This window comes from Xinfangfangia pollutisoli (assembly GCF_020179405.1).
Taxonomy (GTDB): domain Bacteria; phylum Pseudomonadota; class Alphaproteobacteria; order Rhodobacterales; family Rhodobacteraceae; genus Pseudogemmobacter; species Pseudogemmobacter pollutisoli.
In genome coordinates this window covers 35,551-56,777 of record NZ_JAICBZ010000010.1, presented here as the reverse complement: position 1 = coordinate 56,777, position 21,227 = coordinate 35,551, and the positions used below count along the sequence as shown (strand labels likewise).

Annotated in this window: 25 protein-coding genes and 1 tRNA gene; 17 read left to right on the top strand and 9 right to left on the bottom strand. The window is 64.2% G+C overall.

Annotated features, from left to right (window positions below):
• The first annotated feature begins 83 nt into the window (after positions 1–83).
• Complete coding sequence (gene uvrA / locus K1Y73_RS05820) at positions 84–2,939, top strand: excinuclease ABC subunit UvrA (protein ID WP_225027124.1); 2,856 nt, start codon at positions 84–86, stop codon at positions 2,937–2,939.
• 20 nt (positions 2,940–2,959) lie between these two features.
• Here uvrA and K1Y73_RS05815 read toward each other — a convergent pair whose 3' ends face one another.
• The 4 genes from K1Y73_RS05815 to K1Y73_RS05800 all read right to left on the bottom strand — a co-directional run bounded on the left by K1Y73_RS05815 (position 2,960) and on the right by K1Y73_RS05800 (position 6,648).
• Complete coding sequence (locus tag K1Y73_RS05815; RefSeq protein WP_225027123.1) at positions 2,960–3,343, bottom strand: hypothetical protein; 384 nt, start codon at positions 3,341–3,343, stop codon at positions 2,960–2,962.
• A 99-nt stretch (positions 3,344–3,442) separates the two neighbouring features.
• Positions 3,443–5,260 carry a translational GTPase TypA gene (gene typA, locus K1Y73_RS05810; protein ID WP_225027122.1) on the bottom strand — a complete coding sequence of 606 codons (1,818 nt, stop codon included), beginning with the start codon at positions 5,258–5,260 and terminating at the stop codon, positions 3,443–3,445.
• A 134-nt stretch (positions 5,261–5,394) separates the two neighbouring features.
• Positions 5,395–5,997, bottom strand: coding sequence for a YitT family protein (locus K1Y73_RS05805; RefSeq protein WP_225027121.1), 603 nt, complete (start codon positions 5,995–5,997; stop codon positions 5,395–5,397).
• A 39-nt stretch (positions 5,998–6,036) separates the two neighbouring features.
• On the bottom strand, positions 6,037–6,648 hold the full coding sequence (locus K1Y73_RS05800) for a YitT family protein (protein WP_225027120.1): 612 nt from the start codon (positions 6,646–6,648) through the stop codon (positions 6,037–6,039).
• A gap of 430 nt (positions 6,649–7,078) precedes the next feature.
• Here K1Y73_RS05800 and K1Y73_RS05795 point away from each other — a divergent pair, with 430 nt between their 5' ends.
• The gene (locus tag K1Y73_RS05795; RefSeq protein WP_225027119.1) at positions 7,079–7,327 is read left to right on the top strand and encodes a hypothetical protein; all 249 of its coding nucleotides are present in this window, start codon (positions 7,079–7,081) and stop codon (positions 7,325–7,327) included.
• 44 nt (positions 7,328–7,371) lie between these two features.
• Here the strand turns inward: K1Y73_RS05795 and K1Y73_RS05790 are convergent, their stop codons facing one another.
• The 4 genes from K1Y73_RS05790 to K1Y73_RS05775 all read right to left on the bottom strand — a co-directional run bounded on the left by K1Y73_RS05790 (position 7,372) and on the right by K1Y73_RS05775 (position 10,278).
• Entirely contained in the window at positions 7,372–8,586 is a 1,215-nt protein-coding gene (locus K1Y73_RS05790; RefSeq protein WP_225027118.1) for an NADP-dependent isocitrate dehydrogenase, read from the bottom strand.
• Positions 8,587–8,741: 155 nt separating this feature from the next.
• Complete coding sequence (locus K1Y73_RS05785) at positions 8,742–9,338, bottom strand: HD domain-containing protein (protein WP_225027117.1); 597 nt, start codon at positions 9,336–9,338, stop codon at positions 8,742–8,744.
• Positions 9,339–9,358: 20 nt separating this feature from the next.
• Positions 9,359–9,619, bottom strand: coding sequence for a hypothetical protein (locus tag K1Y73_RS05780; protein ID WP_225027116.1), 261 nt, complete (start codon positions 9,617–9,619; stop codon positions 9,359–9,361).
• The gene (locus tag K1Y73_RS05775) at positions 9,619–10,278 is read right to left on the bottom strand and encodes an alpha/beta hydrolase (protein ID WP_225027115.1); all 660 of its coding nucleotides are present in this window, start codon (positions 10,276–10,278) and stop codon (positions 9,619–9,621) included. The genes K1Y73_RS05780 and K1Y73_RS05775 overlap by 1 nt, the downstream gene beginning before the upstream one ends.
• 164 nt (positions 10,279–10,442) lie before the next feature.
• Between K1Y73_RS05775 and K1Y73_RS05770 the strand changes: the two genes are divergently transcribed.
• From K1Y73_RS05770 to K1Y73_RS05700, 15 genes are all read left to right on the top strand, one after another.
• Positions 10,443–10,904 (top strand): Fe-S cluster assembly transcriptional regulator IscR, encoded by a 462-nt coding sequence (locus tag K1Y73_RS05770; RefSeq protein WP_225027114.1) that lies wholly within the window; start codon positions 10,443–10,445, stop codon positions 10,902–10,904.
• A complete protein-coding gene (locus K1Y73_RS05765; protein ID WP_225027113.1) occupies positions 10,901–11,950 on the top strand; it encodes a cysteine desulfurase family protein in 1,050 nt (349 codons plus the stop codon). The genes K1Y73_RS05770 and K1Y73_RS05765 overlap by 4 nt, the downstream gene beginning before the upstream one ends.
• Positions 11,951–11,963: 13 nt before the next feature.
• Entirely contained in the window at positions 11,964–13,475 is a 1,512-nt protein-coding gene (gene sufB, locus K1Y73_RS05760; RefSeq protein ID WP_225027112.1) for a Fe-S cluster assembly protein SufB, read from the top strand.
• 95 nt (positions 13,476–13,570) lie between these two features.
• Complete coding sequence (locus tag K1Y73_RS05755) at positions 13,571–13,786, top strand: hypothetical protein (RefSeq protein ID WP_225027111.1); 216 nt, start codon at positions 13,571–13,573, stop codon at positions 13,784–13,786.
• 75 nt (positions 13,787–13,861) lie between these two features.
• Positions 13,862–14,458 carry a hypothetical protein gene (locus K1Y73_RS05750; protein ID WP_225027110.1) on the top strand — a complete coding sequence of 199 codons (597 nt, stop codon included), beginning with the start codon at positions 13,862–13,864 and terminating at the stop codon, positions 14,456–14,458.
• A 10-nt stretch (positions 14,459–14,468) separates the two neighbouring features.
• Entirely contained in the window at positions 14,469–15,236 is a 768-nt protein-coding gene (gene sufC / locus K1Y73_RS05745; protein WP_225027109.1) for a Fe-S cluster assembly ATPase SufC, read from the top strand.
• Entirely contained in the window at positions 15,236–16,516 is a 1,281-nt protein-coding gene (locus K1Y73_RS05740) for a SufB/SufD family protein (RefSeq protein WP_225027108.1), read from the top strand. The genes sufC and K1Y73_RS05740 overlap by 1 nt, the downstream gene beginning before the upstream one ends.
• The gene (locus tag K1Y73_RS05735) at positions 16,516–17,010 is read left to right on the top strand and encodes a YIP1 family protein (RefSeq protein ID WP_225027107.1); all 495 of its coding nucleotides are present in this window, start codon (positions 16,516–16,518) and stop codon (positions 17,008–17,010) included. The genes K1Y73_RS05740 and K1Y73_RS05735 overlap by 1 nt, the downstream gene beginning before the upstream one ends.
• A 21-nt stretch (positions 17,011–17,031) precedes the next feature.
• Positions 17,032–18,252, top strand: a complete 1,221-nt coding sequence (locus K1Y73_RS05730; RefSeq protein WP_225027106.1) for a cysteine desulfurase — start codon at positions 17,032–17,034, stop codon at positions 18,250–18,252.
• Positions 18,253–18,316: 64 nt separating this feature from the next.
• A tRNA-Arg gene (locus K1Y73_RS05725) sits at positions 18,317–18,393 on the top strand.
• A gap of 235 nt (positions 18,394–18,628) precedes the next feature.
• Complete coding sequence (locus K1Y73_RS05720; RefSeq protein WP_225027105.1) at positions 18,629–18,937, top strand: hypothetical protein; 309 nt, start codon at positions 18,629–18,631, stop codon at positions 18,935–18,937.
• Positions 18,934–19,278, top strand: a complete 345-nt coding sequence (locus K1Y73_RS05715) for a hypothetical protein (RefSeq protein WP_225027104.1) — start codon at positions 18,934–18,936, stop codon at positions 19,276–19,278. The genes K1Y73_RS05720 and K1Y73_RS05715 overlap by 4 nt, the downstream gene beginning before the upstream one ends.
• 243 nt (positions 19,279–19,521) lie before the next feature.
• Positions 19,522–20,322, top strand: a complete 801-nt coding sequence (locus K1Y73_RS05710) for a transglutaminase-like domain-containing protein (protein WP_225027103.1) — start codon at positions 19,522–19,524, stop codon at positions 20,320–20,322.
• Positions 20,323–20,388: 66 nt separating this feature from the next.
• Complete coding sequence (locus tag K1Y73_RS05705) at positions 20,389–20,700, top strand: hypothetical protein (RefSeq protein WP_225027102.1); 312 nt, start codon at positions 20,389–20,391, stop codon at positions 20,698–20,700.
• The gene (locus K1Y73_RS05700) at positions 20,697–20,891 is read left to right on the top strand and encodes a hypothetical protein (RefSeq protein WP_225027101.1); all 195 of its coding nucleotides are present in this window, start codon (positions 20,697–20,699) and stop codon (positions 20,889–20,891) included. Before K1Y73_RS05705 ends, K1Y73_RS05700 begins: the two co-directional genes overlap by 4 nt.
• A 23-nt stretch (positions 20,892–20,914) precedes the next feature.
• Here the strand turns inward: K1Y73_RS05700 and K1Y73_RS05695 are convergent, their stop codons facing one another.
• The gene (locus tag K1Y73_RS05695) at positions 20,915–21,157 is read right to left on the bottom strand and encodes a hypothetical protein (protein WP_225027100.1); all 243 of its coding nucleotides are present in this window, start codon (positions 21,155–21,157) and stop codon (positions 20,915–20,917) included.
• Positions 21,158–21,227: the final 70 nt, after the last annotated feature.

Here is a 21,227-nt window from a genome sequence, read left to right as displayed (position 1 = left end):
GCGCAGGTTCTTGCTTCGTTCGCAAAATCCGGTTGGATACGCCGGCGAATTGCCCTATCTCTGGGGCGTCGCAGGGGTGTGCAATGGCAGAACAGAAGTTCATCGAAGTACGCGGCGCGCGTGAGCATAATCTCAAGGGCGTCGATCTGGACATTCCGCGCGACCAGCTGGTGGTGATGACCGGCCTGTCGGGCTCGGGCAAGTCATCGCTGGCCTTCGACACGATCTATGCCGAAGGGCAAAGGCGCTATGTCGAATCGCTGTCGGCCTATGCGCGGCAGTTCCTGGACATGATGGGCAAGCCGGATGTCGACCATATCTCGGGCCTGAGCCCGGCGATTTCGATCGAGCAGAAGACCACCTCGAAGAACCCGCGCTCGACCGTCGGCACGGTGACCGAGATCTATGACTATCTGCGGCTGCTGTTCGCCCGCGTGGGCACGCCCTATTCGCCGGCGACCGGCCTGCCGATCACCGCGATGCAGGTGCAGGACATGGTCGATGCGGTCATGGCCATGCCCGAAGGCACGCGCGCCTATCTGCTGGCGCCGATCGTGCGCGACCGCAAGGGCGAATATAAGAAGGAATTTCTGGAGCTTCGGAAGCAAGGCTTCCAGCGGGTCAAGGTGAACGGAACCTTCCACGAGCTGGAAGAGCCGCCCACGTTGGACAAGAAGTTCCGCCACAATATCGATGTGGTGGTCGACCGGATCGTGGTGCGCGAAGGGCTGGAGACCCGGCTGGCCGACAGTTTCCGCACCGCGCTGAACCTGGCCGATGGAATCGCGGTGATCGAGATCGCCGACGAAGCCGCGGAAAGAACGACATATTCCGAGAAATTCGCCTGTCCGGTTTCCGGCTTTACCATTGCCGAGATCGAGCCGCGGCTGTTCTCGTTCAACGCGCCCTTCGGTGCCTGCCCGGTCTGCGACGGGCTGGGGGTCGAGCTGTTCTTTGACGAACGCCTGGTCGTGCCCGATCAGGGCCTGTCGATCCCGCAAGGCGCCATCGCGCCCTGGGCCAAGTCGAAATCGCCCTATTTCACCCAGACGGTGGACGCGCTGTCCAAGCATTACGGCTTTGACAAGAAGACGAAATGGCGCGACCTGCCGGATGCGGTGAAGCTGCTTTTCCTTTATGGATCAAAGGGTGAGGAGATTGACTTCACCTATGATGAAGGCGGGCGCAGCTATCATGTGCGGCGTGTCTTCGAAGGCGTGATCCCGAATATGGAACGGCGCTATCGCGAGACCGACTCGGCCTGGAGCCGCGAAGAGATGGAGCGCTATCAGGCCAATCGCGATTGCCATGCCTGCGGCGGCTACCGGCTGAAGCCCGAGGCGCTGGCGGTGAAGATCGGCGGGCTGCATATCGGCCAGGTCGTGCGCCTGTCGATCCGCGAGGCGCATGGCTGGGTGGAAACCGTGCCCGGCGCGCTGACCGCCCAGAAGAATGAAATCGCCCGGGCGATTCTGAAGGAAATCCGAGAACGCCTTGGATTCCTTGTGAATGTCGGGCTGGACTACCTGACGATGAGCCGCAATGCCGGCACGCTGTCGGGTGGCGAATCGCAGCGGATCAGGCTGGCCAGCCAGATCGGCTCGGGCCTGACCGGGGTGCTGTATGTGCTGGACGAGCCCTCGATCGGGCTGCATCAGCGCGACAATGACCGGCTTCTTGGCACGCTGAAAGGCCTGCGCGACCAGGGCAACACCGTGCTGGTGGTGGAACATGACGAGGATGCGATCCGCGAGGCGGATTATGTCTTCGACATCGGCCCCGGCGCGGGGGTGCATGGCGGCCAGATCGTGGCGCGCGGCACGCCGGCCGAAATCGCGACGGATCCGGCCAGCCTGACCGGGCAGTATCTGTCGGGTGCGCGCGAGATTGCCGTGCCGAAGACCCGGCGGAAGGGTAGCGGGAAAAAGCTAACCGTGGTCAAGGCTTCGGGGAACAACCTCAAGGACGTGACGGTGGATTTCCCGCTGGGGAAATTCGTCTGTGTCACCGGCGTGTCGGGCGGCGGGAAATCGACGCTGACGATCGAGACCCTGTTCAAGACCGCGGCGCTGAAGCTGAATGGCGCACATGAGACGCCTTCACCCTGCGAAACGATCAAAGGGTTCGAACATCTGGACAAGGTGATCGATATCGACCAACGCCCGATTGGGCGGACTCCGCGTTCGAATCCAGCCACTTACACCGGGGCCTTCACACCAATTCGCGACTGGTTCGCAGGCCTGCCCGAAGCCAAGGCGCGCGGCTATCAGCCCGGGCGCTTCAGCTTCAACGTCAAGGGCGGACGCTGCGAGGCCTGCCAGGGCGATGGCGTCATCAAGATCGAGATGCATTTCCTGCCCGATGTCTATGTGACCTGCGAGACCTGCAAGGGCCAGCGCTACAATCGGGAAACCCTGGAAATCCGCTTCAAGAACAAAAGCATTGCCGATGTTCTTGACATGACATGTGAAGATGCGCGCGAGTTTTTCCAGGCGGTTCCAGCGATCCGGGAAAAGATGGATGCGCTGTGCGAAGTGGGGCTTGGCTATATCAAGGTCGGCCAACAGGCCACCACCCTGTCGGGCGGCGAGGCGCAGCGGGTCAAGCTGTCAAAGGAACTGTCGCGCCGGGCCACCGGCCGGACGCTGTACATCCTGGACGAACCGACCACCGGCCTGCATTTCGAAGATGTAAGGAAACTTCTGGAAGTGCTTCATTCCCTTGTGGAACAGGGAAACACCGTCGTGGTGATCGAGCACAATCTGGACGTGATCAAGACCGCGGACTGGATCATCGATATCGGGCCGGAAGGCGGCGATGGCGGGGGCGAGATCGTGGCGACCGGCACGCCGGAAGACATTGCCAAGGTCGAGGCCAGTCATACCGGGCGCTATCTGAAGGACATGCTGAAGCCGCGGCGGCGGGTGGCGGCGGAATAGATCCGCCGCCTGCGCCTTTCTTAGTTCAGCAGCGCGGATACCAGCCCCAGCGTGGCCAGGACCTGGCCGCTTTGGCCATCGACCCGGAACAGATTGTCGCCCACGCGCCAATAGGTGCCGCGCGGATCCAGCCCATAGGGCGCGGGGTCGCGCACAACCACATAATCGCGCTGGATGTAATCGCCGACGCGATAGACATGGTAATGCGGGTCGGGATCCACATGTTTGCGGGCCTGGCCGGGCGGCACGCAGGGCGGGTTTTTCTTCGCCAGACCCGGCGGGCAGAACTGAACCGCCTGGGCATGGCCGTGCTTGTGATGGCCCTTGCCCTTCTTGCCATCGGCAAGCGCGGGGGCGGTGGCCAGCGAAAGCGCCAGCGCCGAAAGAAGGAAGATGCGTTTCATTCAGGTCTCCTGTCGCAACTTGCGCAGGAAACGCAGAAGCCCGGGCAGGGTTCCAGCCCGGGCCGAACGGGACGGCGGTACTCCGCCGCCCGTCAGCGCTTATTCGGAGCGCGATTGCCGCTTGCGCTCGTGCGGATCCAGATGGCGCTTGCGCAGGCGGATGATCTTGGGCGTGACCTCGACCAGCTCGTCATCGTCGATATAGGCAATCGCCTCTTCCAGCGACATGCGGATATGCGGGGTCAGGCGCACCGCCTCATCCGTGCCCGAGGCGCGGATGTTGGTCAGCTTCTTGCCCTTCAGCGGGTTCACTTCCAGATCATTGTCGCGGCTGTGTTCGCCGATGATCATGCCGACATAGATCTGTTCCTGCGGGCCCACGAACAGCTTGCCGCGATCTTCCAGGTTCCACAGCGCATAGGCGACCGAGACGCCGGTCTCCATACTGATCAGTACGCCCTGGCGACGGCCCTGGATCGGGCCCTTATGGGGGGCCCAGCCGTGGAAGATGCGGTTCAGCACGCCGGTGCCGCGCGTGTCGGTCAGGAACTGGCCGTGATAGCCGATCAGCCCGCGCGAGGGCACATGGGCGATGATCCGGGTCTTGCCGACGCCGGCGGGGCGCATCTCGACCAGGTCGCCCTTGCGTTCACCCGTCAGCTTGTCGATCACCGCGCCGGAATATTCGTCATCGACATCGACGATGACTTCCTCGATCGGCTCCAGCCGCTGGCCGTCTTCCTCGCGCATGATCACCCGCGGGCGCGAGATCGACAGCTCGAACCCTTCGCGGCGCATGTTCTCGATCAGGACACCCATCTGCAATTCGCCGCGGCCCGACACTTCGAAGGCCTCGCCGCCGGGCGTATCGGCGATCTTGATCGCCACGTTGACTTCGGCTTCCTTCATCAGCCGGTCGCGGATCACCCGCGACTGCACTTTCGAGCCGTCGCGCCCGGCCAGGGGCGAGTCGTTGATGCCGAAGGTCACGGTGATGGTGGGCGGGTCGATCGGCTGGGCGGGAAGGGCAATGTCCACTTCCGGCGCGCAAAGCGTATCGGCCACGGTGGCCTTGGTCATGCCGGCAAGCGTCACGATATCGCCGGCGACGGCCTCGTCGATCGGCGTCTGGGCCAGACCGCGGAAGGCCAGGATCTTGGTCACCCGGAACTGCTCCAGCCGCTCGCCGGTGCGCGACAGCGCCTTCAGCGTGGTGCCGGTGGTGATGCGGCCGGATTCGACCCGGCCGGTCAGGATGCGGCCCAGATAGGGGTCGGCCGACAGGGTGGTCGCCAGCATGCTGAAGGGTTCGCCATCCTGGGCCTGCTGCTTCGGCGCCGGCACATGGCGCACGATCAGATCGAACAGCGCCGACAGATCCTTGCGCGGCCCGTCCAGCTCCAGATCCGCCCAGCCCGAGCGGCCCGAGGCATAAACATGCGGGAAATCAAGCTGTTCGTCCGAGGCGCCCAGATTGGCGAACAGATCGAACACTTCGTTCAGCGCCCGGTCGGGTTCGGCATCGGGCTTGTCGACCTTGTTCAGCACCACGATCGGGCGCAGACCCAGGGCCAGCGCCTTGGCCAGCACGAATTTCGTCTGCGGCATCGGGCCTTCGGCCGCGTCGACCAGCAGGCAGACGCCATCGACCATCGACAGGATCCGTTCCACCTCGCCGCCGAAATCGGCGTGGCCGGGCGTGTCGACGATGTTGACCCGCGTGCCCTTCCATTCCACCGACGTGGCCTTGGCCAGAATGGTGATGCCACGCTCGCGTTCGATGTCATTCGAATCCATCGCGCGTTCGGTGGTGGCCTGACCCTCTCGGAACGTGCCGGACTGTTTCAATAGCTCGTCCACCAGCGTGGTCTTGCCGTGGTCGACGTGGGCGATGATCGCGATGTTTCGCAGTTCCATGAGGCATCCGGGAGGAGGAGGGTTGCGGCGGCCTTACAGCCTTTTCTCCGGCATGGCCAGAGGGGCGCGCGCTGCGCGGGCCCGCAGGACGGTGCGTCAGGGCGGAGATGGCGGTTTTTTAGCGCCGCAAACCGTCAGGTGGCGATGTAGCGGTCGCGGCGGTGGTTGATGGCGATGATGAGATTGACGACCACCGCGCCCAGAAAGCTGATCGCCACGGTTGTCGCATCGCGCAGCGCGAAGGCCGCGGCGAACAGGGCGGCGTCAAAGCCCAGCTGCACCCAGCCCGCCCGCCAGCCCAGCCGTTCCTGCAAGATCAGCGCCACGATCCCGACCCCGCCCAGGCTGGCGCCATGCCGAAACAGCGCCAGCAGCGCCGAGCCCGAGACGCAGCCGAACAGCACCGCACCGAGGATCGGATCCAGCGACGCAAAGCTCAGATGCTGGGGCATCCAGATCGACAGGCCCGACAGCAGCGCCACCGCGACGAATGTTTTCACTGTAAAGACCCAGCCCATGCGCAGGTAGCCGGCAATGTAGAAGGGGATGTTGATCAGGAAGAACACCGGACCAAAGCTCCATCCGGTGGCGTAGGCGATCAGTACGGCAAGGCCCGCGGTCTGGCCGGTGACCAGGCCCAGATGGGTCAGGATGACGATGCCGAAGGCGGCCATGGTGGCGCCATAGGCAATGCCCTGGGCGTCTTCGAACAACGTATGTTTTGCGGGCTCTGCCATGATCTTGGCATAGCGCGGGCCGGCGCGCCGGGGAAGGGGTCAGCTGACCACGTACCAGTCGCGGCGATGGTTGAAGGCGATGACCGCGTTCAGGATTACCGCGCCCAGAAAGGACCACATCACCCGGTCCAGCGGCAACAGCACCAGGGCGATCGCAAACAGGATCAGGTCATGGATCAGCTGGGTCCAGCCCGCCTTGAACCCGGTGCGGTCCTGCAGGATCAGCGCCACGATCGACACCCCGCCCAGCGAGCCGGAATGGCGGAACAGGCCCAAAAGCCCGACGCCGGCCGAGATGCCGAACAGCACGGCCGCGGCGCCGGGATGGATATGGGCGATCTGCACCAGCGGCTTCAGCGCCTCGGCCATCACCGAGACGAAAGCCACGGTGGCCAGCGATTTCAGGCAGAAGACCGGCCCGCGGCTGGCCCAGGCAAAACCGAAAAACGGGATGTTCATCAGAAAGAACACCACCGAGAAATTCCAGTCGAAAGCGTAGCTCAGGATCAGCGCCGTGCCCGCCGTGCCGCCGGTGACCAGCCCCGCCGCGCGCAGCAGATGGATCCCCAGTGCCGCCTGCGCCGAGGCGATCACGAGGCCCTGGATATCCTCGAACAGCGTGTAGCGGCGGGAAGAAGGGTCAACAGGCATGACCTTAATCTGCGCCTGTTTTCGCGCCGCGTCCACTGTTCCGTGCCGTCGCGCGGGCCGCGCGGGGCCATGCGATCGCGGCCTTGCCCAAATCTGTGGCACAGCCGCCGCAGGAGGCCGGTTTTGCCAGGCGGCCTTGCCAGGCGGGGCTTGCCAGACGGCGGCAGGCCGGGGCAGGGAAGATGCACCCACAGATCGACAAGAGGAGGGGCCGAGATGACGTCATTCACCAACGCCCTGTCGACCGGGGGCAATCGACGCGGCATCTCGCGCGCCTGATCTGCCGTGCCCGTTTCGGGCATTTCCTCTGAACCCCTGGCCCTTCGATCCGTCTGACGCCCCCATACCGGGGCGTATGCGCCGCGTCCGGGGCCTTCTTTTCAACGCAACCCAGAAGGCCGGCCGCCGGGAAACCCGCGCCGGAACACAGATGACTCAGACCCTGTCCCGGAAAGACCTGCGCCATTCGACGACGATTGAGGCGGCGATTGCCGCCCATGGCGCCTGGCGCGTGCTGATTGCCGCCGCTGCTGCGCTGATGCGCGGGCGGATGCGCAAGGCACGGCCGCCGGATGCGCGGCATCTTGATGACCATATCCGCGCCGATATCGGTCTGCCGCCCCGCGCGCCTGCGCCCGACTGGCTTGCCCATGGCCCGGCCGCCTTCCGGCCGCGCTAAGAAAAAGGGCCGGGGGATCACCCCGGCCCTTGCTGCGTGACGGCTTAGCCCGCCAGCGCCTTGTTCAGATATTGGTCGACCTTTTCCAGGTAGCCCATCGTGGTCAGCCATTTCTGATCGGGCCCGACCAGCAGCGCCAGGTCCTTGGTCATGTAGCCATCCTCGACGGTCTGCACGCAGACCTTTTCCAGCGTCTCGGCAAAGCGCATCAGCTGATCGTTGCCGTCCAGCTTGGCGCGGTGCTTCAGCCCGCCGGTCCAGGCGAAGATCGACGCGATCGAGTTGGTCGAGGTTTCCTTGCCCTTCTGATGCTCGCGATAGTGGCGGGTCACGGTGCCATGGGCGGCCTCGGCCTCGACGATCTTGCCATCGGGCGTCATCAAGACCGAGGTCATCAGGCCCAGCGAGCCGAAGCCCTGCGCCACGGTGTCGGACTGCACGTCGCCATCGTAGTTCTTGCAGGCCCAGACATAGCCGCCCGACCATTTCAGCGCCGAAGCCACCATGTCGTCGATCAGACGGTGCTCATAGGTGATGCCGGCGGCCTTGAACTTGTCGGCGAATTCCTCGTCATAGACCTTCTGGAACAGATCCTTGAAGCGACCGTCATAGGCCTTGAGGATGGTGTTCTTGGTCGACAGGTAGACCGGCCAGCCCTTCAGCAGGCCATAGTTCATCGAGGACCGGGCGAAGTCGATGATCGACTGGTCCAGGTTGTACATGCCCATCGCAACCCCGGCGGCGGGGGCATCGAACACGTCCTTCTCGATCACCGTGCCATCTTCGCCGACGAATTTCATCGTCAGCTTGCCCTTGCCGGGGAAGTGGAAATCGGTGGCGCGATACTGGTCGCCAAAGGCATGGCGGCCGATGACGATCGGCTTGGTCCAGCCCGGAACCAGGCGCGGCACGTTCTTGCAGATGATCGGCTCGCGGAAGATCACGCCGCCCAGGATGTTGCGGATCGTGCCGTTCGGCGATTTCCACATCTGCTTCAGGCCGAATTCCTCGACCCGCTGCTCGTCGGGGGTGATGGTTGCGCATTTCACCGCCACGCCGACTTCCTTGGTCTTCATCGCGGAATCGATGGTGATCTGGTCGTTGGTGCGGTCGCGCTCTTCGATGCCCAGATCGTAATACAGCAGGTCGACATCCAGATAGGGCAGGATCAGCTTCTTCTTGATGAAGTCCCAGATGATCCGGGTCATCTCGTCGCCGTCCATCTCGACGATGGGATTTGCCACCTTGATCTTGGTCATCGGTTCCGCCCTTTGCTGTGATAGGAGTCGCTGAGCGGCCTATAGCGGAAAAGCCCGGGCCGGGAAAGGTGGTATGCGAAGGTATACCGAAGATGTCGCAGCTTTCCGCGGCTTTTGCCCGGCACCGCCCGGCCGGGGGCAGCGCCTTGCGCCGATCAGCCGAACCAGGGTCGCGCCTTGACCTTCACCCAATCCCAGATCCGCGGCGCGCCCCGGGCGATCTTGGAGCCGACGCGGGTTTCCAGCTGGTCGAAGGTGACATTGTAGGTGGCCCAGGTGCCGCCGCCCGAGGCAAGGTTCGCCATGACAGGCTGCACCCGGTCCAGGCTTTTGGCAAAGACCGCATCCGGGGTTTCGGCGGCCTCGAATTCATCCCACAGCGCGCGGAACTCGGCCGCCAGATCGGCGGGCAGCAGGCCGAAGATCCGATCGGCGGCGCGCTGCTCGGCTTCCTGCGTCGCGGCGCTGGCATGGGCCTGACCGTTCGCCGAATGGATCGGCACATCGCCCACGTCGATTTCTACCAGATCATGCAGGATCAGCATGCGGATGACCCTGTCGATGGAAACATCCGGCCCCGCATGGTCGGCCAGGGCCAGCGCATACAGCGCCAGATGCCAGCTGTGTTCCCCGGAATTCTCGCGCCGCGACCCGTCGCACAGCGTCGTCGCCCGCAGCACCGATTTCAGCCGGTCCGCCTCGTTCAGGAAGGCGAACTGCCGGTCAAGCCGCTCTGTCTGGGCCGGGCTCACTGCGCGGGTCTCTGCGTGGCTCACTGGGCGCTCAGATCCTTGGGCGCCTCGGGGGCCTTCGCCCCCTCGCGCTTGGCCTTCAGCACCCGGGCCAGGAAATCCCGGCCGCGCTTTTCCGCCAGACGGATGCGGATCGAGGTCATGAAGGCCTCGTTCAGCGTGGGCGAGGCCGCCAGCAGCACCCGGCCGACCTGTTCGTAGAAGCGATCGTCCTGCAATTCGTCCTGCGCGGCGATCACATCCTTTGCCAGCTGGTCGGCCAGATCCTGGATGAAGGACATCAGCGCGTGCCTTCGGTCATCCGGCGCTTCACATATTCCGAAACCGTCTCGATCATCGGCTTCATATGTGCCTCTTCATCCTTGAAGAAGTGGTCCGCGCCCTCGATCTCCTTATGGGTGATCGTGATGCCCTTCTGCTCGTGCAGCTTGTTCACCAGACCCTTCACATCCTTGGGCGGCGCCACCTTGTCGGCCGAGCCGTTGATGATCAGCCCCGAAGACGGGCAGGGGGCAAGGAAGGAGAAATCATACAGGTTCGCCGGCGGCGCGACCGAGACGAAGCCGGTGATCTCGGGCCGGCGCATCAGCAGCTGCATGCCGATCCAGGCGCCGAAGCTGAAGCCCGCGACCCAGCAATGCTTGGCATTCTGGTTCATCGACTGCAGGTAATCCAGCGCCGAGGCCGCATCGGACAATTCGCCGATGCCCTGATCATATTCGCCCTGGCTGCGGCCCACGCCGCGGAAATTGAACCGCAGCACCGTGAAGCCGAGGTTGTGGAAGGCGTAATGCAGATTATACACCACCTTGTTGTTCATCGTCCCGCCATAGGCGGGGTGGGGATGCAACACGATGGCGATCGGGGCGTCGCGGTCCTTTTGCGGGTGGTAGCGGCCTTCGAGACGGCCGTCGGGGCCGGCAAAGATGACTTCGGGCATTGTACTCGCCTGACTGTGAGCGATTCTTGACTGTTTCGCTCAGGGAAGTTAGAATTGTTCTAAGGCGCGCCGCGGCGCTCCTGGGTCGGCATTCGAGGTAATGGGCGCTGCGCGCGGCGTCAATGGATATAGGGCCAATCCGTTCGGGCCCATGGGTGGGAAAGATGAAGCTGTCGACCAAAGGCCGCTATGCGATGGTCGCGCTGGCCGATCTGGCGCTGGTGCGGGGCGAGGACCGGATGTCGCTGGCCGAGATCTCGAAACGCCAGGACATTTCGCTGCCTTATCTGGAGCAGCTGTTCGTCAAGCTGCGACGGGCGGGCCTGGTCGAGGCGGTGCGCGGGCCCGGGGGCGGCTATCGCCTGGCCCGGACGCCCGAGACGATCCGGGTCAGCGAGGTGCTGCAGGCGGTCGAGGAGACCGTCGATGCCACCCATGCCGGGGCCGGGGCGACCGGCGCGGTGTCGGGCACCCGGGCGCAATCGCTGACCAACCGGCTGTGGGAATCGCTGTCGGCCAATGTCTATGTCTTCCTGCATCAGGTCCGGCTGTCGGATGTCATCCGCAACGACCTGACGCCCTGTCCGGCGGTGCCCTCGCTGTTTCGGGTGGTGGATGAGGAATGAGCCGGCTCTATCTTGACTGGAACGCCACCACGCCCTTGCGGCCCGAGGCGAAGGCCGCGATGGCCGAGGCGATGGATCTGGTCGGCAATCCGTCCTCGGTCCATGCCGAGGGGCGGGCGGCCAAGGCGCTGATCGAAAAGTCGCGGGCGAAGATCGCCGCCGCCCTGGGCGCGGACGGGGCCGATATCGTCTTTACCAGCGGCGCGACCGAGGCCGCGGCGCTGGCGCTGGCAGGGCGGGGCCTGGACTGTGCGCCGGTCGAACATGATGCGGTGGCGGCCTGGTGCAACCCGGGCCTGGCGGTTGCGCCAGACGGGGCCGTATCGGGCGCCATACCGGGGCGTATGGCGCTGCAGATCGCGAATTCCGAGACCGGCGTGCTGCAGGATCTTCCGCAGGGCCTGGCCGTGTCGGACCTGACCCAGGCTTTTGGCAAGCTGCCGCTGGCCTTCAACTGGCTGGGCTGCGAGATGGGGCTTGTCTCGGCGCATAAGCTGGGCGGGCCCAAGGGGATCGGCGCGCTGATCCTTCGGCAAGGGATTGATCTGCAACCGCAATTGCGCGGCGGCGGGCAGGAAATGGGCCGGCGCGCCGGCACCGAGAACCTGATCGGAATCGCCGGTTTTGCCGCCGCGGCCGAGGCGGCGGCCCGCGATCTGGCGCTTGGCATCTGGGAGGAAGTGGCCCAGATTAGAAATGTTCTAGAATCAGCATTGCTGAATCTGGAAAAGAAGACTATTTCAGTCGGAAAAGACGCTGCCGCTGGCCGCCTGCCGAACACGCTCTGCCTGATCGCCCCCGGCTGGAAGGGGGAAACCCAGGTGATGGCGATGGATCTGGCGGGGTTCGCGATCTCGGCCGGATCGGCCTGTTCGTCGGGCAAGGTGCGGGCCAGCCGGGTCTTGACGGCGATGGGCTTTGGCGCGGACGAGGCGGGTCAGGCGATCCGCATCTCGATCGGGCCGGGCGTGACGGAACAGGATGTGCTGCGGTTCGCCGAGACGTGGACCAAGGCCTATGCGAAGGCCCGCGCGCGGGCCGCATGACGGGAAGGGTGCGATGAACAAGCCGATGGTCGAGGAAATCCGCGACGGTGTTGACCGCGAGACGATCGAAACCGTCCAGGCCATGGCCGGGAAGTACAAATACGGCTGGGAAACCGATATCGAGATGGAATATGCCCCCAAGGGCCTGTCCGAAGATATCGTCCGCCTGATCAGCCAGAAGAATGGCGAGCCGGACTGGATGCTGGACTGGCGCCTGGCCGCCTATCGGCGCTGGCTGCAGATGGAAGAGCCCCGCTGGGCGATGCTGAACTATCCTGACATCGACTATCAGGATCAGTATTATTACGCCAAACCCAAAAGCTTCGCGCAGAAACCTAAGTCTTTGGATGAAGTCGATCCGAAGCTGCTGGCGACCTATGAGAAGCTGGGCATTCCGCTGAAGGAACAGGCGATCCTGGCCGGTGTCGAGGCGCCCGAGGGCGAGCGTCGGGTTGCCGTCGATGCGGTTTTCGATTCCGTCAGCGTCGGCACCACCTTCAAGGAAGAGCTGAAGAAGGCGGGCGTGATCTTCTGCCCGATTTCCGAGGCGATCCGCGACTATCCCGAGCTGGTGCAGAAATATCTGGGCTCGGTCGTGCCGCAATCGGACAATTTCTTCGCCACGCTGAACAGCGCCGTCTTCAGCGACGGCTCTTTCGTCTATATCCCGCCGGGCACCCGCTGCCCGATGGAACTGTCGACCTATTTCCGCATCAATGCCGAAAACACCGGGCAGTTCGAACGCACGCTGATCATCTGCGACAAGGGCGGCTATGTCAGCTACCTGGAAGGCTGCACCGCGCCCAAGCGCGACACCCATCAGCTGCATGCGGCCGTGGTGGAAATCGTCATCCTGGAAGATGCCGAGGTCAAATACTCGACCGTACAGAACTGGTATCCGGGCGATGAGGAAGGCCGCGGCGGCATCTACAACTTCGTGACCAAGCGCGCCGATTGCCGGGGCGACCGGGCGAAGGTGATGTGGACGCAGGTGGAAACCGGCTCGGCGATCACCTGGAAATACCCGTCCTGCATCCTGCGCGGCCATGACAGCCAGGGCGAATTCTACTCGATCGCCATCGCAAACAATGCCCAGCAGGCCGATACCGGCACCAAGATGATCCATCTCGGCCGCAACACGAAATCGCGGATCGTGTCGAAGGGCATCTCGGCGGGGCGCGCGCAGAACACCTATCGCGGCCTGGTCTCGGTTCACCCCAAGGCCACGGGCGCGCGCAATTATACCCAATGCGACAGCCTGCTGATCGGCGACAAATGCGGGGCCCATACGGTGCCGTATATCGAGGTGCGGAACAATTCCTCGCGCTGCGAGCATGAGGCGACCACCTCGAAGGTTGATGAGGATCAGCTGTTCTACTGCCGGTCGCGCGGCATGGACGAGGAAGAGGCGGTGGCGCTGGTCGTCAACGGGTTCTGCAAAGAGGTCCTGCAGGCCCTGCCGATGGAATTCGCCATGGAGGCGCAAAGCCTGGTCGCGATCTCGCTGGAAGGCAGCGTTGGCTGATCTGACGAAATATCACGCCGTCGAACCAATTGCGTCCCATTGTGGCCATGTCGGTTCCTATGCTCGGTCCCGGTGCGGGAACCGGAGGGCGTGGGATGATGTCGATTCAGAAGGCCGAGTTCCAGGACCGGATCGCGCGGATCAAGGCTGGCAGCGGCACCTGCAAGGCGACGGTCTTCGTCGGGCAGGATCTGCGCTTCACCTATGCGCCGCGGCATCGCAAGGCCGGGCGGCGCGCGATCTCGGGCAATTGGCTGGCACTGGGGCTGGCCGCAGCGGTGGTCGCGCTGATTTTTATCGGTATGGCTTAGGCTTACGCGACGATCTTTCCGCTGGCTTCCGGCAGGGATCCTTCGGACAAAGCCGCTTCGTGGCCGGAGGCAGCCATGGCTGAACTCGGCTCTGTATCTGCCGCGCCGCCGCGCCCCGAGCTGACCCTGCCGCCGGCCGAGGCGGCAGCGCTGCGGGCCGCTTATGAAGCGGCGGATGTCGTGCTGGAATATGGCTCGGGCGGGTCGACCGTGATGGCGGCCGAAGCGGGGGCCAAGGTCTGGGCGGTGGAAAGCGACGCGGCCTGGGCGCAGATGATGACCGCGGCCCTGGCCGGTTATCCGGCGCAGATCCTGCATGTCGATATCGGCCCGACCCGCGATTGGGGCCATCCGCAGGATGATAGCCATGCCCGAACCTGGCCTGAATATTGTCTGAAAGTCTGGGACTTGCCGGATTTCGTTCATCCGGATGTCGTGCTGGTCGACGGCCGGTTCCGCCTGGGCGCCTTTCTGACGGTCGCCTACCGGATCACCCGGCCGGTGACGCTGTTTTTCGACGATTACACCCCGCGCGAGGCCTATCACAGGGCCGAGGCGCTGGCCCGCCCCACAGGGATCATTGGCCGCATGGCGCGGTTCGACCTGACCCCAACCCCGCTGACCCCCGACCGCATCCGCGCCTATACCCGCGCGCTGATGCAGCCGGTGTAAGGAGAGAAAGATGCTTGAGATCAAGAACCTGCACGTGAAACTTGAGGAAGAGGACAAGGCGATCCTGAAAGGGGTCGACCTGGTCGTGAAGGCGGGCGAGGTCCATGCGATCATGGGTCCGAACGGCTCGGGAAAATCGACCCTGTCCTATGTTCTGGCCGGCCGTGAGGGCTATGAGGTGACCGAGGGCGAAGCCAGCCTGGACGGCGCGGCCCTGCTGGAGATGGAGCCCGAGGAACGCGCCGCTGCCGGCCTGTTCCTGGCCTTCCAATATCCGGTCGAGATCCCGGGCGTCGGCAACATGACCTTCCTGCGCACCGCGGTGAACGCGCAGCGCAAGGCGCGGGGCGAAGAGGAATTGTCGGCGGGCGACTTCCTGAAGCTGGTGCGCGAAAAGGCCAAGCAGCTGAAGATCGACGCGGAAATGCTGAAGCGGCCGGTGAATGTGGGCTTTTCCGGCGGCGAGAAGAAGCGCAACGAGATCCTGCAGATGGCCATGCTGGAGCCCAAGATGTGCATCCTGGACGAGACCGACTCGGGCCTGGATGTCGATGCGATGAAGCTGGTCGCCGACGGGGTGAACGCGCTGCGCGATGCCGGCCGGGCTTTCCTGGTTATCACGCATTATCAACGGCTTCTGGACCATATCAAACCCGATGTCGTGCATATCATGGCCGAGGGGCGGATCATCCGCTCGGGCGGGCCGGAACTGGCGCTTGAGGTTGAAAACAACGGTTATGCCGATCTGCTGGCCGCCGAAGGCATGGGGGCGAAGTGATGGCGCTGCCCAAGGCCAAGGAAGATGCGCTGGCCGCGCGGCTGGCGGTTCTGGATCTGCCGCGGGGCGGCTTCACCAAGGCGGCGCGCGTCGCGGCCATGGCACGGCTGCAGGCGATGGGCATGCCCGGGCGCCGCGACGAATATTGGCGCTACACCAATCCGGCGCTGCTGAGCGACCCGCATCCGCAACCCGCCACGGCGCTGCGGGTGGAGCGGCCGATCTTCACCGGGCTGGACAAGCTGCGGGTGATCTTCACCGATGGTGTCTTCGATGCCGAAGCCTCGGATGACCTGACCCTGGCCGGGATAGAGATTTCCCTTCTGTCCCAGGCAGATGCGCAGGATATCCACTGGGCCGGCGCGGTCTATGGTACGCTGGAAGAGGCCGGGCAGACGCCGGTGGCGCGGCCGCTGGCGGCGCTGAATACGGCCGCGGCGCGCGAAGGGCTGCTGATCCGGGTCACGGGCAAGGCGCCAAAGCCGCTGCACATCTCTTATCGCGCAAGTTCCGATACTTCGGACGTGATGTTGCATCATTGCGTGAAGGTCGAGCCGGGCGCCGAACTGGTGCTGCTGGAAACCGGCTCGGCCGGGGCGCGCGCCAATGTGGTGATGGAGGTCGATGTCGGCCAAAGCGGCCGGCTGCATCACATCCGCCCGCAGGGCCGTGCGCATGGCCGGCAGATGGCGACCCATCTTTTCGCCCGCATCGCCTCGGAAGCGCTGTTCAAAAGCTTCACGCTGACCATGAACGGCGTGATGACGCGCAATGAGGCGGTGATCGAGCTAAACGGCGCGGAATCGGTGGCGCATATTGCCGGGGCCGCGGTGGGCGACGGCGATTTCCATCATGACGATACGGTTTTCGTCACGCATGCCGCGCCCGGTTGCGAAAGCCGCCAGGTGTTCAAGAAGGTGCTGAAGAACGGCGCGACCGGGGTTTTCCAGGGCAAGATCCTGGTGAAGCAGGCCGCGCAACAGACGGACGGATATCAGATTTCCCAGTCTCTGCTTCTGGACGGCGACAGTCAGTTCCTGGCCAAGCCCGAGCTGGAGATCTATGCCGACGACGTGAAATGCTCGCATGGCTCGACCTCGGGCGCGATTGACGAGACGGCGCTGTTCTATCTGCAATCGCGCGGTGTGCCGAAGCGGGCGGCGCAATCTCTGCTGGTGCTGGCCTTCCTGGCCGAAGCGATCGGCGAGATCGAGGATGAGCGCATCGCCGAGGACATCCGCGCCCGGCTGGAGGACTGGCTTCACCGCCACGAAAGCTGATGTCGGTCACAACGGACATTCTGTCGACCTGGCGCCATCCGCGCGCGGTGTTCCGGCGCTGGCTGGGCACGGCCCCGCGCGAGGATCGGGCGCTGGCGGTGCTGATTGCCGCCTGTCTGCTGATCTTCGTGGCGCGCTGGCCGGCGCTGTCGCGCCAGGTCGCGCTGGCCGAGGGGCAGGCCCATGCGCCGGGGCTGCAGGCGCTGATGGGGATCAACCTCTTTGCGCTGGTCTTCGTGGCGCCGGTTTTGTTTTACGCCCTGGCCGGTCTGTCGCATCTGATCGCCCGGGCACTGGGGGGGAAAGGCAGCGGATTTTCCAGCCGGATGGCGCTGTTCTGGGCCCTTCTTGCCACGGCGCCCCTGATGCTGTTGCAGGGGCTGGCGGCCGGTTTCCTGGGCGCGGGCCCGGCACTGACCGGCTTGGGCGCGCTGATCGGCATCGGTTTCCTGACCCTGTGGCTGACTTTCCTGCACGAGGCGCATTGGCGATAAGCCCGCAACCCGGAGCCTGACATGTATGACGTGACGAAGATCCGCGCCGATTTCCCGATCCTGGCGCGCCAGGTCAACGGCAAGCCGCTGGTCTATCTGGACAATGGCGCGTCTGCGCAGAAGCCTCAGGCGGTGATCGACGCGGTGACTCAGGCCTATTCGATGGAATATGCCAATGTTCACCGGGGTTTACACTATCTTTCGAACCTGGCGACTGAAAAGTACGAAGCCGTGCGCGGCATCGTGAAGCGGTTTCTGAATGCGCCTTCGGAAGACGAGATCGTGTTCGCGACCGGCGCGACCGAGGCGATCAATCTGGTCTCTTACGCCTGGGCCGCGCCGCGGCTGCAGCCGGGCGATGAAATCGTGCTGAGCATTCTGGAACATCACGCGAATATCGTCCCTTGGCATTTTCTGCGCGAAAGGCTGGGCGTGCAGCTGAAATGGGTCGATTGCGACGATGCGGGCCATCTGGATCCGCAGGCGGTGATCGACGCGATCGGGCCGAAGACGCGGCTGGTGGCGGTGACGCAGATGTCGAATGTCACGGGCACGGTCGTCGATGTGGCGGCGATCTGTGCCGCGGCTCGGGCCAAGGGCGTGCCGGTGCTGGTCGACGGCTCGCAAGGGGCGGTTCACATGCCGGTCGATGTTGCGGCCATCGGCTGCGATTTCTACGCCATCACGGGGCACAAGCTTTACGGACCAAGCGGTTCTGGCGCGATCTTCATCCGGCGTGAGAGGATGGAAGAGATGCGGCCCTTCCTGGGCGGCGGGGATATGATCCGCGAAGTCACGCGCGATACCGTTACCTATGCCGATCCGCCGATGAAGTTCGAGGCCGGCACGCCGGGCATTGTCAACCAGATCGGCATGGGCGTGGCGCTGGAATACATGATGGGACTGGGGATGGACAACATCGCCGCCCATGAGCGCGCCCTTCGCGATTACGCCCGCGGCCGGCTGGAAGGCCTAAACTGGCTAAATCTGCAAGGAATTACAAAAGACAAGGGTGCGATCTTCAGCTTTACCCTTCAGGGTGCGGCGCATGCCCATGATATCTCGACCGTTCTCGACAAGCGCGGCGTCGCGGTTCGCGCCGGTACCCATTGCGCCATGCCGCTGATGGAACGGCTGGGCGTGACGGCGACCTGCCGCGCCTCGCTTGGTCTGTACAATACCGAGGCCGAGGTGGATGCGCTGGTCTCGGCGCTGGAGCTTTGCCACGAGCTTTTCGGCTAAGCCGTTGTCCCGCCCGCGCATTAGCCGTTGCGGGTGGGTTCGCCAGCGGATATAGACGCCGCAGGCACCCGTAGCTCAGCTGGATAGAGTGCTGCCCTCCGAAGGCAGAGGTCACAGGTTCGAATCCTGTCGGGTGCGCCAAATCCCCTGATATTCCAGATATTTCGCGCCTTGGCGCGCGCCATGTGCTTGCGCGGCGCGTGCCAAGGCTTTGGCCGGCCCAAAAGACGCCGCCGCTCGCGGGCCAGACTAACATGGGTCAGGGCGCGCCTGTCCAACCTGTCGTAAAAGCAAGAAGACCCGCGATCTGCGCCTTCCTCCGAAGCCCGGGGGCAGGCGGCGCCGCGGGCGCCCCGCGACAGCCCGGAGAGCAGCGATGTCCATGCGCTCGACCCATTCGACGGTGACTTTCAGCCACGCGTTTTTTCTGCCGGGCTACACGGACGAACTGCCGCCCGGCGATTACGAGCTGATCGTTCATGAAGAGCTTCTGCAAGGTCTAAGCTTCGAGGCCTATCGACGGACCGGCACCTATCTGGCGGTTCACGGCAGCGGGCAGATGGCGGGGCGGGTCGAGTTGCGGCCGACCAGTCCGGCCGATCTGGACGTGGCCCTTGGCCGGGGCCGAAGACCTGCGACCCATGACAGCGAGACGGCGCTTTCCCCGTCGGAGGACTTGACATGAACACTCCCGAATGGCTCAGACCCGGCCTTTATGGCGCTGCGATCGGCGCGGTGATCGTCGGCATCGTCGGCTTCACCTGGGGTGGCTGGGTCACCGGCGGAACGTCCCGCGACAGGGCGACGACCATGGCGCATGACAATGTCGTTGCGGCGATGGTGCCGGTCTGCCTGGAAATGGCGCGCACCGATCCGGCGCGGGCGGCGAAGCTGGAAAAGATCAAGGCCGCCACGACCTATCAACGGCGCGACGCCGTCATGGAGGCTGGATGGGCGACCGTGCCTGGCAGCGATGCCCCGGACCGCGACATTGCGCAGGCCTGTCTGGCCAAGCTGGAGCTTTAGGGCAGGGGCCCGGGGCGCGCGCGCCGGCCTTGCCGCAGTTGAACGATCGCCGGCCCTCGGGCGCCAGGCGATCTTTCGCTGCCGGCTGGCCCAAGGCGCGGTGGCCAGGCGGGCTGCCCCCATTCTTTGCAGTAAAGCCAAGAATCACGATGCATGTGCAATTCAGATTTCCTTCCTGCGAAAGGGCCAATGCGATTGGACGATAACTCTGGCAATTCCCGCACCGCACCGCCCGGCTTGCGCATGAGCATTGGCTGCCGGCTGCGCTATGCATTCGTCCAGCCGACGCCGATGATTGCGATGCTGAATGTGCATTACTCGCGCTTCGGCGATCTGGAGCGGGCCGATTATCTGGTGACCTCGCCCAGCGTTCCGCTGGAAAGCTATCGCGACGATTTCGGGAATTGGTGTACACGCATGGTCGCACCGGCCGGAGATTTCACCCTGTCCTCGGACGGGATTTTCCGCGATGCCGGATTTCCGGATCCGGTGATGCCGAATGCCGCGCAACACGCCGTGCAGGATCTGCCCTTCGATACGCTGGTCTATCTGCTGGGCAGCCGCTATTGCGATACGGATCTGATTTCGGATCGGGCCTGGCAACTGTTTGAAAACACTCAATCCGGTTGGGCCCGGGTGCAGGCAATCTGCGATTTCGTCCATCGGACGGTGGTTTTCGACTATATGCAGGCCAGCGCCACGCGAACCGCCTCGCAGACTTTGGCGGGCCGGACGGGCGTTTGCCGGGATTTCACCCATCTTGCCATTGCGCTTTGCCGCTGCATGAACATTCCGGCGCGCTATTGCACCGGATATCTCAGCGATATCGGCCAGCCCACGCCCTATCCGCCCGGAGATTTCGCCGCCTGGATGGAGGTTTTCCTGGATGGTCGCTGGTGGGTCTTCGATCCGCGCAACAATTCCCCACGCATCGCGCGCATTCTGATTGCTCGCGGCCGGGATGCCGCCGATGTGCCTTTGACCCAGACCTTCGGGCCCAACACCTTGCAGGATTTCCAGGTCTGGACCGATCAGCTGACCTGATCGGTTTTCGATCTGGCGGCAGGAATTGTAGATCTCGGGAAATCCGGATGGATCGGAGAAAATGAAATGACGGACAAGCCGGTCGATCTGGACACGCGGCGCAGTGCCGAAGGCCGTATGGCCACCGATTTCCGGCGCTTTGCGCTGAAGGATTTCGAAGCCGATCAGCGCGCCCTGCGTCAGCGCCAGGAAGAGCTTGAGGTTCAGCTTCTGGCCGAACCGGCCACCTCGTGGCACGAGGCCGCGCTCAAGGCGCAATATCTGATCCGGCGCTATGCCGAGACGGCCGAGGGCAGCGATGCCCGGCGCCAGCAGCTGATCGAGCGCGCGTTGGGGGATCTTGCCCGTCTGATCGAAGAGGATGGCGCCGAGCAATGAGCGATGTCATGGATCCCGACAATGGGCCGGTGCGGGCCCCGAATGACGTGCCGCGCGAACGGCTTTGCCTGCGCTGCCACACGCAGTTTCCAAGCGAGGGGTTCGGCGAAAGGATCTGCCGGCGTTGCAAGGGCACAACCTCGTGGCGGTCCTCGGTGCAGTCGATGGTGTCCTCGGGGCGGCGGCGATAGGCGCTTTGCGCGTGCGCCGGCCGCTAGCCGGGCGGGCGCTGCGGGGTCTGGCCCTGGGCGATGATCTGGTTGATCAGCGCCGCGGCCTGACGGTGCATGTCGCCATCCGGTGACCAGAGGGGAATATTCTCATGCGTTGCCGCGGCGTCGCGAAGAATTCCGGTGATCTCATGCTCGGGCAGCAGCTTGCGATCGGTCATCGCCAGCAGCAGCGACTCGCAGATCGAAAGGGCGGCCAGTCCTGCAGCGTCGCTTGACGTAGACATCCGGTAGGGTCCTTTCACCGCGTCGCAGCCTGGCCGTGATGCCGGCCCGATCTGTTCCCCCTTTTTGCAC

What these genes read in the sequence shown, in the direction of transcription:
- uvrA (WP_225027124.1), top strand. Translation starts at nt 84, where the DNA reads ATGGCAGAACAGAAGTTCATCGAAGTACGCGGCGCGCGTGAGCATAAT.
- K1Y73_RS05815 (WP_225027123.1), bottom strand. Translation starts at nt 3,343, where the DNA reads ATGAAACGCATCTTCCTTCTTTCGGCGCTGGCGCTTTCGCTGGCCACC.
- typA (WP_225027122.1), bottom strand. Translation starts at nt 5,260, where the DNA reads ATGGAACTGCGAAACATCGCGATCATCGCCCACGTCGACCACGGCAAG.
- K1Y73_RS05805 (WP_225027121.1), bottom strand. Translation starts at nt 5,997, where the DNA reads ATGGCAGAGCCCGCAAAACATACGTTGTTCGAAGACGCCCAGGGCATT.
- K1Y73_RS05800 (WP_225027120.1), bottom strand. Translation starts at nt 6,648, where the DNA reads ATGCCTGTTGACCCTTCTTCCCGCCGCTACACGCTGTTCGAGGATATC.
- K1Y73_RS05795 (WP_225027119.1), top strand. Translation starts at nt 7,079, where the DNA reads ATGACTCAGACCCTGTCCCGGAAAGACCTGCGCCATTCGACGACGATT.
- K1Y73_RS05790 (WP_225027118.1), bottom strand. Translation starts at nt 8,586, where the DNA reads ATGACCAAGATCAAGGTGGCAAATCCCATCGTCGAGATGGACGGCGAC.
- K1Y73_RS05780 (WP_225027116.1), bottom strand. Translation starts at nt 9,619, where the DNA reads ATGTCCTTCATCCAGGATCTGGCCGACCAGCTGGCAAAGGATGTGATC.
- K1Y73_RS05775 (WP_225027115.1), bottom strand. Translation starts at nt 10,278, where the DNA reads ATGCCCGAAGTCATCTTTGCCGGCCCCGACGGCCGTCTCGAAGGCCGC.
- K1Y73_RS05770 (WP_225027114.1), top strand. Translation starts at nt 10,443, where the DNA reads ATGAAGCTGTCGACCAAAGGCCGCTATGCGATGGTCGCGCTGGCCGAT.
- K1Y73_RS05765 (WP_225027113.1), top strand. Translation starts at nt 10,901, where the DNA reads ATGAGCCGGCTCTATCTTGACTGGAACGCCACCACGCCCTTGCGGCCC.
- sufB (WP_225027112.1), top strand. Translation starts at nt 11,964, where the DNA reads ATGAACAAGCCGATGGTCGAGGAAATCCGCGACGGTGTTGACCGCGAG.
- K1Y73_RS05755 (WP_225027111.1), top strand. Translation starts at nt 13,571, where the DNA reads ATGATGTCGATTCAGAAGGCCGAGTTCCAGGACCGGATCGCGCGGATC.
- K1Y73_RS05750 (WP_225027110.1), top strand. Translation starts at nt 13,862, where the DNA reads ATGGCTGAACTCGGCTCTGTATCTGCCGCGCCGCCGCGCCCCGAGCTG.
- sufC (WP_225027109.1), top strand. Translation starts at nt 14,469, where the DNA reads ATGCTTGAGATCAAGAACCTGCACGTGAAACTTGAGGAAGAGGACAAG.
- K1Y73_RS05740 (WP_225027108.1), top strand. Translation starts at nt 15,236, where the DNA reads ATGGCGCTGCCCAAGGCCAAGGAAGATGCGCTGGCCGCGCGGCTGGCG.
- K1Y73_RS05735 (WP_225027107.1), top strand. Translation starts at nt 16,516, where the DNA reads ATGTCGGTCACAACGGACATTCTGTCGACCTGGCGCCATCCGCGCGCG.
- K1Y73_RS05730 (WP_225027106.1), top strand. Translation starts at nt 17,032, where the DNA reads ATGTATGACGTGACGAAGATCCGCGCCGATTTCCCGATCCTGGCGCGC.
- K1Y73_RS05720 (WP_225027105.1), top strand. Translation starts at nt 18,629, where the DNA reads ATGTCCATGCGCTCGACCCATTCGACGGTGACTTTCAGCCACGCGTTT.
- K1Y73_RS05715 (WP_225027104.1), top strand. Translation starts at nt 18,934, where the DNA reads ATGAACACTCCCGAATGGCTCAGACCCGGCCTTTATGGCGCTGCGATC.
- K1Y73_RS05710 (WP_225027103.1), top strand. Translation starts at nt 19,522, where the DNA reads ATGAGCATTGGCTGCCGGCTGCGCTATGCATTCGTCCAGCCGACGCCG.
- K1Y73_RS05705 (WP_225027102.1), top strand. Translation starts at nt 20,389, where the DNA reads ATGACGGACAAGCCGGTCGATCTGGACACGCGGCGCAGTGCCGAAGGC.
- K1Y73_RS05700 (WP_225027101.1), top strand. Translation starts at nt 20,697, where the DNA reads ATGAGCGATGTCATGGATCCCGACAATGGGCCGGTGCGGGCCCCGAAT.
- K1Y73_RS05695 (WP_225027100.1), bottom strand. Translation starts at nt 21,157, where the DNA reads ATGTCTACGTCAAGCGACGCTGCAGGACTGGCCGCCCTTTCGATCTGC.